14 protein-coding genes are annotated in these 12,070 nt (G+C 36.6%); 12 read left to right on the top strand and 2 right to left on the bottom strand.

Annotated elements, in window-relative coordinates; genetic code table 11:
* The first annotated feature begins 189 nt into the window (after positions 1-189).
* Positions 190-528 (top strand): hypothetical protein, encoded by a 339-nt coding sequence (locus SSOP1_RS11660; protein WP_010923427.1) that lies wholly within the window; start codon positions 190-192, stop codon positions 526-528.
* A gap of 60 nt (positions 529-588) precedes the next feature.
* Here the strand turns inward: SSOP1_RS11660 and SSOP1_RS11655 are convergent, their stop codons facing one another.
* Positions 589-1,539, bottom strand: a complete 951-nt coding sequence (locus tag SSOP1_RS11655) for an IS110-like element ISC1190 family transposase (RefSeq protein ID WP_010923828.1) — start codon at positions 1,537-1,539, stop codon at positions 589-591.
* Between the two features lie 349 nt (positions 1,540-1,888).
* On the opposite strand from SSOP1_RS11655, the gene SSOP1_RS17175 reads away from it, so the two are divergent.
* The gene (locus SSOP1_RS17175) at positions 1,889-2,095 is read left to right on the top strand and encodes a hypothetical protein (RefSeq protein ID WP_124365222.1); all 207 of its coding nucleotides are present in this window, start codon (positions 1,889-1,891) and stop codon (positions 2,093-2,095) included.
* Positions 2,096-2,670: 575 nt separating this feature from the next.
* Here the strand turns inward: SSOP1_RS17175 and SSOP1_RS11640 are convergent.
* Positions 2,671-3,489, bottom strand: coding sequence for an MBL fold metallo-hydrolase (locus SSOP1_RS11640; RefSeq protein WP_010923826.1), 819 nt, complete (start codon positions 3,487-3,489; stop codon positions 2,671-2,673).
* 213 nt (positions 3,490-3,702) lie between these two features.
* Here SSOP1_RS11640 and SSOP1_RS11635 point away from each other — a divergent pair, with 213 nt between their 5' ends.
* The 10 genes from SSOP1_RS11635 to SSOP1_RS11595 all read left to right on the top strand — a co-directional run bounded on the left by SSOP1_RS11635 (position 3,703) and on the right by SSOP1_RS11595 (position 12,040).
* A complete protein-coding gene (locus SSOP1_RS11635; protein ID WP_009991800.1) occupies positions 3,703-4,737 on the top strand; it encodes a PTO1314 family radical SAM protein in 1,035 nt (344 codons plus the stop codon).
* A 35-nt stretch (positions 4,738-4,772) separates the two neighbouring features.
* The gene (locus SSOP1_RS17315; RefSeq protein WP_162009863.1) at positions 4,773-4,922 is read left to right on the top strand and encodes a hypothetical protein; all 150 of its coding nucleotides are present in this window, start codon (positions 4,773-4,775) and stop codon (positions 4,920-4,922) included.
* A 602-nt stretch (positions 4,923-5,524) separates the two neighbouring features.
* On the top strand, positions 5,525-6,523 hold the full coding sequence (locus SSOP1_RS11630) for a precorrin-8X methylmutase (protein ID WP_009991805.1): 999 nt from the start codon (positions 5,525-5,527) through the stop codon (positions 6,521-6,523).
* The gene (locus tag SSOP1_RS11625) at positions 6,520-7,272 is read left to right on the top strand and encodes a precorrin-3B C(17)-methyltransferase (protein WP_010923825.1); all 753 of its coding nucleotides are present in this window, start codon (positions 6,520-6,522) and stop codon (positions 7,270-7,272) included. The genes SSOP1_RS11630 and SSOP1_RS11625 overlap by 4 nt, the downstream gene beginning before the upstream one ends.
* On the top strand, positions 7,269-8,318 hold the full coding sequence (gene cbiD / locus SSOP1_RS11620; protein WP_009991807.1) for a cobalt-precorrin-5B (C(1))-methyltransferase CbiD: 1,050 nt from the start codon (positions 7,269-7,271) through the stop codon (positions 8,316-8,318). The genes SSOP1_RS11625 and cbiD overlap by 4 nt, the downstream gene beginning before the upstream one ends.
* Positions 8,319-8,918, top strand: coding sequence for a precorrin-6Y C5,15-methyltransferase (decarboxylating) subunit CbiT (gene cbiT, locus SSOP1_RS11615; protein WP_009991808.1), 600 nt, complete (start codon positions 8,319-8,321; stop codon positions 8,916-8,918).
* A complete protein-coding gene (locus tag SSOP1_RS11610; protein WP_009991809.1) occupies positions 8,915-9,583 on the top strand; it encodes a cobalt-factor II C(20)-methyltransferase in 669 nt (222 codons plus the stop codon). Before cbiT ends, SSOP1_RS11610 begins: the two co-directional genes overlap by 4 nt.
* Before the next feature lie 6 nt (positions 9,584-9,589).
* Complete coding sequence (cobM, locus tag SSOP1_RS11605; RefSeq protein ID WP_009991811.1) at positions 9,590-10,378, top strand: precorrin-4 C(11)-methyltransferase; 789 nt, start codon at positions 9,590-9,592, stop codon at positions 10,376-10,378.
* Positions 10,379-10,380: 2 nt separating this feature from the next.
* Positions 10,381-11,370 carry a cobalt-precorrin 5A hydrolase gene (gene cbiG, locus SSOP1_RS11600; protein ID WP_009991813.1) on the top strand — a complete coding sequence of 330 codons (990 nt, stop codon included), beginning with the start codon at positions 10,381-10,383 and terminating at the stop codon, positions 11,368-11,370.
* Positions 11,357-12,040, top strand: coding sequence for a cobalt-precorrin-7 (C(5))-methyltransferase (locus SSOP1_RS11595; protein ID WP_009991815.1), 684 nt, complete (start codon positions 11,357-11,359; stop codon positions 12,038-12,040). Before cbiG ends, SSOP1_RS11595 begins: the two co-directional genes overlap by 14 nt.
* Positions 12,041-12,070 lie beyond the last annotated feature (30 nt).

Genomic DNA, 12,070 nt, shown 5'->3' with positions numbered 1-12,070 from the left:
ACTAGCATTATCTACTCCTTGGGGGAGTGTTCTCAAACAGTCATGAAATTCAAAAAACGTTTATAAAAATATTGGAGTAGTATGGAAAAACGCTCGTTTAACGTTTAAGATATAGAAATTTGAACAAAGACATTATTTTAGACTCTGGGACAAAAACTTTAGATACCCCTTATTTTGTATCATGAACACATGAATAAGAAGTTAACTCAGAAAGACTTCGACAATTTCAAGGAGTCAATAGAGGACTTGATCAAGTTGTACAAGGAAAGTAGGCTCAGTAAGATAGAGAACAATAAGGAGAGCGAAGAAGAGAGGTTAGCCAGATTAAGAAGATTCGGTCGAGAGTTAAGGCAAGACTTAGAGGAGGCAAAGTTCGTCAAGATCAAGAAAGAACAAGGGAGAAAGAGCAAGCTAACCCCACAAGAGAAAGCATACATACTGATAATCAAGGAATATCTAGGCTTATCCAACAGGGAAACCGCAGAACTAGCATCACTACTGAACCTAACGAAGGAGCTTCCGGTATAAAAACCTTTCCGTGAAAATCGAGCATAGTACACACTACTTATTCAATTGATGTCACCTGCTTTACTCGCTAGCATCAAAGGGCTTATTATAATACAGCACAGCCCAAGTAATAACAGCAAGCTTCCTGGCACAAGCAGTAATCAACTTTTTACCCTTCAAATTCTCCTTGTGCTCCTCATAAAAACGCTTAATAATAGGATTAACCTTGATAGCAGTTAAAGCTGCAAGATAGAAAGCCCTCCTCAAAACAGCATCACCCCTCCTAGATATGCCTCTCGATACAACACTCTTCCCACTGGATTCAACAAGAGGATCGAGACCACAGTAAGCGACAAACCTCTTCTTGTCACCAAAACGCTTAACATCACCAACTCTTGCTAAAATTATACAACCCAACGTTCTACCAATACCCGGAATCGTGAAGATCAAACTATCCTTAGGAACAAGATCCTCAAGCTCTTCCTCAATCTCCCTCTTCCTAACCTCAAGCCTCTCCAACTCGTCCAAGAGGAACCTAACCTCAGATAATACTATATTATCCTCCCCCCTCAATACCTCATTCAAGTTCTTCTTGGACAAACTGTCCTTATAGCCTAGAAGTATTAAATCCCTCCTTAGCCTATTCTTAACCCTAACAATGCTCCTTGTGATAAAATCCCATTGGCTTGTTAACTCCTTAGCCTCACTCGTTGTAAACTCACTGCCCATACTTATAACTAGTTCAGCGAGCTTTTTAGCGTCATTCTTATCACTCTTCTTACCCCTAATGTTCTTGAACTTCTTGAGTACGAGGGGATTAATAATCCTCACGTCGTACTCCTTACCCAAGTACTTAGCCAAGTTGATGTGGTAAACTCCCGTACTTTCTATAGCAACTTTGCAACCCTTTGGCAAGACTTGCTTTACTCCTTCAAAACCTTGCTTATTATTTTGAAATTCATAGTATTTACCTTGGAAGTACACTACTAATTTATCTTTTGAAACATCTATTCCGGCGACTGGGGCCTCCATGTATACTCACCCTTATGTTTTATTCGGGCTTCAAGCCCAACTTCCGGTCCGAATTGGAGGAGGCCAAGCTCTCCGTCGAGCTCTAAGCCCAAGGAGATCAACGGCCTCAACCCCAGTCAGATCTGTAATACGCAGATCTGACTAATATGTTTTATATAAGGAGATAAGCTACAAGACAGTAGAGAGACTATACTCCCACCTGACGTCTTCGTCATCCTCTACAACCTACTCTCAAAGACCGTTAGTGGCCTCAAGGTGGTCATGGACGGGACAGGCTATTCCCTAGTAGTAACCAAGCATTACAGGAGTAAAAGGGAGAAGTCTGGGGAAGATGTGAAGGAAGGAGTTCGTGTACTCCTTCTTCATCTTTGACTTGGGTAGTAACTTGATTGTCGCTTACGGTTATTCGCTTAAGAGTGAGAGGGAGGCTTATGAGATGGCCCTCGAGGTCCTGAGGGATCTTGGTGTAAAGGTTGACTCCTTGAGGGCTGACAAGTACTATAGCAAGTCTATACTGGATGACTTCCCTGATTCTGAGATCTACTTGATACCCTAACGCTACGATCAAGGGAGGGAAAAGGTGGAGGGAGATGATATTGAAGTTCATGAAGAACCCACTGGAGTATTTGGAGGAGTATTTTAAGCGTGAGAGGCTCTGATCTTCATTAAAAGGAGGACAGGGTGGATCATAAATAAGGTCAAGGAAGAGAGGATCCACTTAAAGGTCTTAGCGAGGGTCGCGATTCACGATCTGCTGTGGTCTAAAGCGTTAGATTAAAAATCCCGAAATGCTATATAAATTTAGAAACCCATTAGACTAATTTGTCCCAGACTCCATTATTTTAGAAAAGCTTATGTGCAAGGGTTTACGAGGTTCATTCTAGTACTACCACAAAAAGATTTCATAACCCTCCCACATAAGCTATTTCAGAGGCTGTTTTCACGTTCTAATTCCTTAGCTAAATCTCGATCGAAACGACTAATTGTGAAAATTTCTAGCCTGATTTAATTTTACTATATAATATCGAATAAGATGACTACATGAGAACACTCCATCTTTTTTAGTTATAACACGAATTTAACGATAGTAAAAATATGAACTATAACACTATATTTATTTTTTAATATCTCTTAATGAACTCTTCTTCTAAAAACTAAACCTTTTTGAGATACATTATACTCAATATTTTCTAACCCAAATAGTATTGACCTCACAACTACTGAATTTAACAATACATTACTTGGTGTTAAATCTTGCTTTAACTTGACCACAATCTCCTCCACTGTAAGCTCATTGTTTGACAGCATGTCCAAGATTTTTCCTATTAAGTTCTGAGCGTAAATTATATTGCTCTCTAAAATCGAGACCATCTTATTTTTATTAGTGTAAACTGGACCATGACTTATCACTATATTATTAACACTCTTTGCTAATTCTTTAACCTTATTCAGTGATTCTAAAGCAGTCCAGAAATCGGTGTAAAAGGGAACTGAGAAACCTTCTAGTACTTTTTCACCAAAAAACGCATCACCTGCATAAAGGACATTGTCAACTATGTAACCGCTATGACCTGGCGTATGACCAGGTAGTTTTATCACCTCAATCTCTGAAGTTCGAACCTCAATGTCAATAGATTCGATATTCTCTTTCACGTAATCAAAGGTAAAGATATCGGAATCCTTTGAGCTGCACCCATAAATCATCGCTCTTCTCCCCATCAAGGTTAATGACCAATAATCCTCCTTCGGAAGATACCTTATTTTAGCGTCCTTCTTTAGTAAACCGGCTATATGATCAGCATGACCATGCGTAGCTAATTGAACTTCAGCATTTATATCTACTGATGAGTTCTTTCCTCCTAGATCTATTACGACTCTATTATCATAAATTAACGTATTTGGACTACCTGTCATAATCGTAATGTTCTTTGTGAGTTTTACAGTTGGCATATCTTGACTACCAAAAATTTAACTATTTAACTTTTCGCTTCTTTGTTGACTTATTGAACTTTCACAAAGAGTTAAGGAAAATTAGAAGCCTTAAGTTACGTATTAATACATTAATTGAAGTGAAGATAATAGCAGTTTGGTGTAAAAATGTCCTAGATCAATAAATCAGCTTTTAGCAAAAGATTAATACATGCTTTTGTATATTAAATAATTATGTCAACTTTAAAACCTATGATATTTGGCAACGTGAAAAGGGCACTTCTGGGACTTGGAGTTAGAAAGTTACCTCTAATTGCGGGACATAAGTTGCTGTATACATGTAACTTAAGATGTAGAATGTGCCCCTTTTGGAGAAGAAAGGATGAAAAATTACTGTCTTTGGAAGAAGAGGTTTTGATGTTGAAGTCCTTAGAAAAAGCGGGAGTCCTCTTCATGGGATTTGAGGGTGGAGAACCGTTGCTGAGAAGAGATTTAGAGGATATATTGGAGGAATCTTATAAGAGATTTTATACTTCATTAGTGACAAATGGTTGGTTACTCAAAGATAGGGCTAAAAGTATAAGCAATTATCTAGATTACCTATTCGTCTCGATAGATGGAATAGGGGAAGTTCATGATAAAATAAGAGGAATTTCGGGTGCATTTGAAAGGGCTGTGGAAGGTATAAAGGAGGCTAGGAAATATTTACCAGTAGCAATCAGTTTTACAATAACTAAAGAAAACATGGATCAAGTTAAGGATGTAATAGAGCTTGCACGGAAACTTAATGTTAATATTAGTATACAAGTTGAGTATGACTATTCCACTGCAGAGAAATTAAGTCCAGATAAAAGGAGACTATATGACGCATTAAGGCTAATTATTGAGCTTAAAAAGAGGGGTTATCAAATAATCGAGTCATCGGACTACTTTGAGGCAATAATTAAATCCTGGTATAATGGAATACCATGGAGATGCAAACCTTGGTTAACGATAAATATCGACCCACAGGGTAGAATAGTACTTCCTTGTTATGTATTAAATGAATATAGTGGAACTGATAAAGTATGGGAGGTCGATATAGTAAAATTATGGAACAGTTATCCATGGGAAAAATATGAGAGCTGTAATGCATGTGCTCTTGCTTGTTATCTAGAGCCTTCACTATTCAGTTGGTCGAATGGAAAAATGGTGAAAGAGAAAATAATAGATAACATGGCGAGTTATGTTTACAACGCTAGCCCAATCAAATTTTTATTATCAAGATGAACATAATATATTATTAAAAAATGTTCTGCTACAAGTTGATATTAGTAGACGATAAATATTTCATGTATGTTTACGACGGAGATAAGATAATTGGGTTAATACCATTAGATAAAAATCAGTCTACTTCCATGAGTAAAGTAAAAGAGTATGAGGAGAGATTTGGATGGAAACAATGCACTAACTAAGATAAGCTTCCTCGAAGTACTATTCATATTTTATCAGAACTATTCTTGACACTATATTTCATCTGAATTAGGAATAATATACCCTCATCAAGATACTTAGATATACTTGCGCGATAATAAAACCATTCATTAACTAAATTCGTATATTAAATAAGAGCAAATACTGGTATTGATTAATGTAATTACTAATACAATACTTGCATTACTAATTTATTATTTTTCTGAATATAGCTTTATAGATTTCAGTTTATCTTAGCAGGGGTTACCAAGCTAATGGAGTTTAGAAAGATGAAAGGATTTACTGTGACTTCAGTGAAGACAAGTGCAGAGGACTTAATATTAAATATAGTGAAATTTTATGAAGCCTAACCTCATCGAGTCTTTCTGAAAAGATTTAATCTCTTTGTCCAGTATATCGCTTTATTTTGAATGGTAATCCGTCGTTGTTCATATTTATTATGACACATACTGAAGATAGAGTTAGTGGCGTCGACCACTATATTAGATTCAGTGATAAATGCTAAACTTATATTAGGACTCATAAATGAGCTACGTAGGTGTACATTAACAATCCTTAAATACTAGATGGTGAAAGAGAATATGTGGATAGACAATCCAATACTGCAGTAATATTAATAGGTCATGGTTCGAGGAGAGAAACGTATAATAGTGATATAGAAAATATGATAAATTACTTAAAGGAAAAGATCTCATCTCCAATATATTTAACTTACAATGAATTCGCTAAGCCTGATTGGAGATCATTACTAAACAATGTCGTAAGAGAGGGATATAGGAGAATAGTCATAGGCTTAGTATTTCTAGGAAGAGGGAATCACGTCTTTAGAGATATAATGGGAGAGTTAGGAATCCAACGATTAAACAGTTGGGTTGTAAGTAAGATAAGTGGAAAGGAGGTAGAACTGTACGTTACTGAACCACTCTCCTCGTCTCCCTTGATTGGATTAGCATTATATTACAGATTAGCCAGAGCCTTGAATGCACTTCCAACTCTTGAATACACTGAGGATCCTTACGAAATCGAAGAGAGTAGTATGAACTTAATTCTATCGAATCTGGACGTTAAGGACGAAAGGGAGAAAAGAATAATTGGTAAGGCCATTTTTGCGTCTGGAAATCCGGAATTAGCCAGATATTTAAAGCTAACTAATTTAGATGCAGGGATTGAGGCAATAAAAGCTGGAAGTGAAATCGTGGCTGATGTGAAAATGGTTTCTGTAGGTATAAGATGGAGAAAGGTTACTTGTATGATAGATAATGAGAGAACGAAGGAGTTATCAAAGGAATTAGGAATAACCAGAGCAGCAGCCGCTATGAGATTATCAATTGGACAAGGTGGTAAGGTAGTAGTTATAGGAAACGCTCCTACTGCACTTATGGAAACGATTAAATTAGTTAAAGAAGGAATTGATATACCGTTTATAGTAGCAACACCCCCTGGTTTCACTAACGCTAAAGAGTCAAAGGAGGCGTTAATAGAGACTAAAATTCCATCTGTAGTATTAACTGGAACTTATGGTGGGAGTGGAATAGCAGTGGCGATTATTAATGAGATTATCAAAATGGCAATGGAGGGATGAAAATGGGGAGGTTATATATTGTTGGAATCGGACCAGGATCAAAAGAACAAAGGACAATTAAGGCGCAAGAAGTTCTGGAAAAGTCCAATGTAATAATTGGATATAATACATACTTAAGGTTAATATCGGATGTCCTAGATGGCAAAAAGGAAGTAATAGGGGCTAGAATGAAAGAGGAAATATTTAGGGCAAATACTGCAATAGAAAAGGCCTTAGAGTCCAATAATACAGTAGCCTTAGTATCTAGTGGTGACCCCCAGGTCTACGGAATGGCGGGTTTAGTTTACGACTTGATTGCAAGGAGAAATTTAGATTTAGACGTCGAAGTGGTACCAGGTGTAACTGCTGCATTAGCAGCCGCTGCGAGATTAGGAAGTCCCCTTTCTCTTGACTTTGTAGTAATAAGCTTAAGCGATTTACTAATCCCACGAGAGGAGATTTTACATAAAGTAACTAAGGCTGCTGAAGCTGACTTTGTAATAGTATTTTATAATTTAATTAATGAGAATTTACTAATAGAGGTTATGGATATAATTTCAAAACATAGAAAGCCAAATACCCCAGTGGGACTAGTCAAGAGCGCGTATAGGAATAATGAGAACATAATAATTACGACTTTATCGTCATGGAAAGAATATATGAATGAAATAAGTATGAGTACTACAATGATAATAGGAAACTCATTGACATATAGATATAAAAATTACATGATAACACCAAGAGGTTACGAGAGGAAATATGAGCTATGATAATAAACTCTTTGAAGAGATTTGGAATAACCACTGGAGCGGCAGCCTCTGCAGCCGCAAAGGCAGCAGTTATAGGTCTACTTAATAAGGAGAAAAGAAGTACAGTAGTAATACCAACACCCATAGGATTGAGACTGGAAATTCCCGTGGAAAAAGTTGAGATAGATAGTGAAATATCGTGCGCTGAGGTTAAGAAATTTTCCGGAGATAATCCGGATATATTAGATGGATTAGTAATAAGGTGCTGTGCTAAATTGAATGAGAATAATGAAATTGTAATAATTGGAGAAAGGGGAGTTGGTAAAGTTACTAGAAGTGGGTTAAAAGCAACTATGGGTGAGATGGCAATAAGTCCTACTGTAAGAGAAATGATAATCAACGCAATAAGGGAAGTTACAGATAAGGGAATACAAATAACGATCGAAGTGCCAAATGGAGAGACCATTGCTGAAAAGACATTAAACAAAATGGTCGGAATAGTCGGTGGGATTTCCATACTCGGTACGACTGGTATTGAGACACCAGTTAGTGATGATGATTACTTAGAACACATTAGATGTGAGCTTAACGTAATTAGGCAGTCTTACGACTATGTAGTAATTGCGCCTGGGAATTCTGCTGCGAAGTATGCAGCAGAGCTATTTGATAGTAACTGTATCATAAAAGTAGGAGATAGGATAGGGGATTCAATAAAGTTAGCGAGTAATCTTTTTAAGAAGGTAATATTGGCTGGATTGCCTGCAAAGCTTCTTAAAGTGTATGCGGGGATTTTTAATACTCATTATTCACAAGGTGATGCTAGACTGGAATCGCTAACTCATGCCTCAGTTTTAGCAGGACTTCCTTACGGTACTCTAACTAAAATATCAAATGCTTTGTCAGTTGAGGAAGCTTTTACGTATATGACAAAAGAACAAAGGAGAAAAGTTATGAACATTGTAGCGGAGAAAATATTGAGTAGGATAAAAAGTTTTAATGACAATATAAACTTCTGCGTAATTATCTTCGATTATGACGGTGAGTCTTTGAGTAGGGTGGGATGTTAAATGGAATGGAATTACGTTATACCTGGAATTCCAGATAACCTCTTTGAAAGAGATGAAGAAATACCAATGACTAAAGAGGAGATAAGGGCTTTGGCTTTATCCAAATTAAGGATAAAAAAAGGTGATAAGGTATTAGATATTGGATGTGGTACAGGTAGCATTACTGTAGAGGCTTCATTATTGGTTGGAAACAGTGGTAGAGTTTACGGTATAGATAAGGAGGAAAAGGCTATTAACTTGACAAGAAGAAATGCTGAAAAGTTTGGAGTTTTAAACAATATAGTGCTCATTAAGGGTGAGGCACCAGCGATATTGTCCACGATTAATGAGAAATTTGATAGGATTTTCATTGGAGGCGGATCGGAAAAAATTAAGGAAATAATATCAGCCTCTTGGGAAATAATAAATAAGGGTGGAAGAATAGTTATTGATGCTATACTATTGGAAACTGTGAATAATGCCTTATCAGCGATGGAAAAAATTGGATTCGTGAATTTAGAAATAACCGAGGTGATAATCGCAAAAGGTATGAAAACCAAAGTGGGCACCGCAATGATGGCGAGAAATCCGATATTTATAATTTCTGGTGAAAAGCCATGAAACTTTACGTGGTTGGTTTAGGACCAGGAGATGACGAGTTAATAACTTTAAGAGGAGCGAAAATTCTTAAGGAGGTTAGAACTATTTTCATCCCTTATTCTACTGGAACCAATAGAAGTTTAGCGGAGAACATAGTTAAGAAATACGCTGACAACAATTCAAAGCTAGTCCTATTAGGTTTCCCTATGGCAAAGGACGTTAGTGAGAATGAGTTAAAAAAGCTAGGAGAGAAGATCTGTAGTGAAAGTGAAGGCGATTCTGCGTTCGTCACATTAGGCGATCCAACATTATATAGCACCTTTTTCAGAATAAAGAATAAATTACCGTGTAGTATTGACGTGGAAATAGTCCCAGGCGTTTCTTCCATAACAGCTTGTGCTTCAAAAGCCATGATATCTTTAGCGAATTCTGAGGATTCTATAAGTATAATACCAGCTTCAAGACTGGACACTATTGCCAAAGCTAGCGAAGTGTTTGAGACTATAATAGTACTTAAGGCTAATGAGAACATTAAGGAAATAGCTGACATACTTTCCAAAAAATACGACTTAATTTATGCTAGAAGATGTTTCATGAGTGATGAAAAATTAGTTAATATGGAAAGGGAGATTATTAATGATAAGGATTACTTTTCGATGATAATAGCTTTGAGAAAGAAAAGGTGATTATAAATGATAGGAAAAGTGGTTTTCATAGGGTCTGGTCCAGGAGATCCAGAGCTAATTACGATAAAAGCGAAGAAGTATATAGAAACAGCTGACGTAATAGTCTATGCGGGTTCCCTTGTAAATCCAGAAATATTAAAGTGGTCTCGTAAGGACGCTGAAGTATACAATAGTTCATCACTTACTTTAAATGAGATAGTGGAAATAATGGTGAAGAAGGCAAGTGAAGGAAAACTGGTTGCTAGGCTCAAATCTGGAGATTCATCAATATACGGAGCATTATTTGAAGAGATGTGGGCATTGGAGGCTGCGGGGATTCCATTTGAAGTTATACCGGGTATCACTGCAGCTATTGCCGCAGCTTCTGTAATACCGATTGAGTTAACAGTCCCTAAGCTTTCCCAAACTGTCATTATAACAAGGGCTTCACTAAGAGTCCCAATGCAAGGTTCCATAAAGGATTTCGCCAAAATGGTAAAGATTGGAGCTACTATGGTAATATATACTGGAATACATATCATTGACAGAGTTGTTAATGATCTAAAGGAGGGAGGATTGACTGACGATACTCCAGTAATAGTGGTCTATCGTGCTACTTGGCCGGAGCAAAAGATAATCAAAGGAACTTTGGCTGATATCGTAAGTAAGGTTAGAGAAGCTAAGATATATAGGGATTCAGTAATAATAGTAGGACTTTCAGCAGATCCCCAACAGATCAAGAATATGGTAAGATCTAGTGTATACGATCCCAAACATAATCACTCGTATAGGCCTTGGAAAGTGGAGGAAGACTAACAATGATAGAAAACTTATGGCGAGGAATTTGCATAATATCTGCCTCTGAAGACGCTTTTAGCGCAGGCGAAACTATTAAGGAGAAGTTGAAAAGTTTCGAAATACCCGTAGTCCATTACAGGTATAAAGATGCAGAAATTGAAACAATATGGAAATGTTATGATGCAATCGTATTTGTAATGGCCCTAGAAGGAGCTACGAGGATTGTTTGCAAATATGCGAAGTCTAAGACTGAGGATCCTGCAATAGTATGCATAGACGATAAGATAAACTACGTTATACCCCTTCTAGGTGGTCATTGGGGTGCCAATGATATTGCAAGAGAATTATCTGTAATTTTAAACTCTACACCAATAATAACTACAGCTGCTGAGATAAAAGGCAAGTTAAGTATCGAGAGAATAGCCAATATCCTAATAGCTAAAATAATAAATCCTGAAAATATTGTAAAGATAAATGCAGCCCTATTAAGAGATGAGAGTATTTGTATAGATGGTATCGATGTTAACGTTAATTTCCCTGAAAATATAAAGGTAAATAGTGAGGAATGTAGTTACATTATATCGTTAAGAGGTGATAAAGAGTATAAGGATAAGATCGTAGTATGGCTAAAGCCGCTGAAGATATCGATAGGGATAGGCTCTAAAAAAGATGTAAAAATGGAAGAGATAAGAGATGGAATATACAAGGTTTTAGAAAGGCTCAACCTTAAAAGAGAAAGGATTGGGATAATTGCGTCTATTCGAGAAGAGGTTAAGAAAATCGCTGACGAATTTAATGTTAGATTTAGATTAGTAAATGAGGAAGAGATAAACAACTTTATGAATCCTTGTCTTACACCTCCAAGTAAAACCCTAATCGAAGTTGGTTTGAAAGGGGTTGCTGAAATTTCCGCATTAATAGCTGGTGGAAGAAATTCAAAATTAATATTGAGAAAAATAGCTATAAGTAGGAATTCTACTATTGCAGTAGCAACTTATGAGGGTGAGTAAAATTACAGTTTACATTGTCGGGGTAGGTCCTGGAGACCCGGAATATCTTACATTAAAGGGATATAAGGCAATAAGGGATAGTGTAGTAGTAGCTGGATGGAAATCAGTCTTAGAAAGATTTTCACCAATATTGGAAGGTAAAAGAACAGTAGTATTAACCTATAAAAATGAGAGTGAAACGCTAGAAGAGGTTATTGAAATCGGGAAAACTGAAAATGTGGCAATACTTGATCATGGGGATCCTTCAGTATCCGACTGGCAATTCGTGGAAAAAATAAAGAACATTGCTGCAAGTAAAGGTGTTAAGGTAAATATAATCTCTGGAGTATCCTCCCTAAATATTGCACTTTCTAGATTAGGTCTTGACATAAATTTTATCGGCTTTGTAACGCTACATGTAAGGGGAGATATATCGAAATTTCTGAATGATATTCTTAACATATTGAGGATGGGCCGTGTGGCTATAGTAATACCAGAACCTCATAAAGATGGGCCACAAAAGGTAGCTAAATTCCTTTATGATAATAACTTAAACTGTAGGATAGTTGTCTTTGAGAAACTTAGTTACGATGATGAAAAAAGAAGAGTCTATGATAACTTAGTATCGTTAATGAATGAGAAAAATGACTTCAGTGATCTCACAATGATGGTAATATTTCCTAAATTCTAGGCAAACAATCTACGTTAAAAGGAAAAAAGA

It is taken from the genome of Saccharolobus solfataricus (assembly GCF_900079115.1).
GTDB classification, from domain to species: Archaea; Thermoproteota; Thermoprotei_A; order Sulfolobales; family Sulfolobaceae; genus Saccharolobus; species Saccharolobus solfataricus.
Note: the sequence above shows the minus strand (reverse complement) of the source record. Positions and strands in the feature narration are given on the sequence as shown.

Bases quoted from the DNA above. Each gene is read 5' to 3' on its own strand.
- SSOP1_RS11660 (WP_010923427.1), top strand. From the start codon at position 190: ATGAATAAGAAGTTAACTCAGAAAGACTTCGACAATTTCAAGGAGTCA.
- SSOP1_RS11655 (WP_010923828.1), bottom strand. From the start codon at position 1,539: ATGGAGGCCCCAGTCGCCGGAATAGATGTTTCAAAAGATAAATTAGTA.
- SSOP1_RS11640 (WP_010923826.1), bottom strand. From the start codon at position 3,489: ATGCCAACTGTAAAACTCACAAAGAACATTACGATTATGACAGGTAGT.
- SSOP1_RS11635 (WP_009991800.1), top strand. From the start codon at position 3,703: ATGTCAACTTTAAAACCTATGATATTTGGCAACGTGAAAAGGGCACTT.
- SSOP1_RS11625 (WP_010923825.1), top strand. From the start codon at position 6,520: ATGAAAATGGGGAGGTTATATATTGTTGGAATCGGACCAGGATCAAAA.
- cbiD (WP_009991807.1), top strand. From the start codon at position 7,269: ATGATAATAAACTCTTTGAAGAGATTTGGAATAACCACTGGAGCGGCA.
- cbiT (WP_009991808.1), top strand. From the start codon at position 8,319: ATGGAATGGAATTACGTTATACCTGGAATTCCAGATAACCTCTTTGAA.
- SSOP1_RS11610 (WP_009991809.1), top strand. From the start codon at position 8,915: ATGAAACTTTACGTGGTTGGTTTAGGACCAGGAGATGACGAGTTAATA.
- cobM (WP_009991811.1), top strand. From the start codon at position 9,590: ATGATAGGAAAAGTGGTTTTCATAGGGTCTGGTCCAGGAGATCCAGAG.
- cbiG (WP_009991813.1), top strand. From the start codon at position 10,381: ATGATAGAAAACTTATGGCGAGGAATTTGCATAATATCTGCCTCTGAA.
- SSOP1_RS11595 (WP_009991815.1), top strand. From the start codon at position 11,357: ATGAGGGTGAGTAAAATTACAGTTTACATTGTCGGGGTAGGTCCTGGA.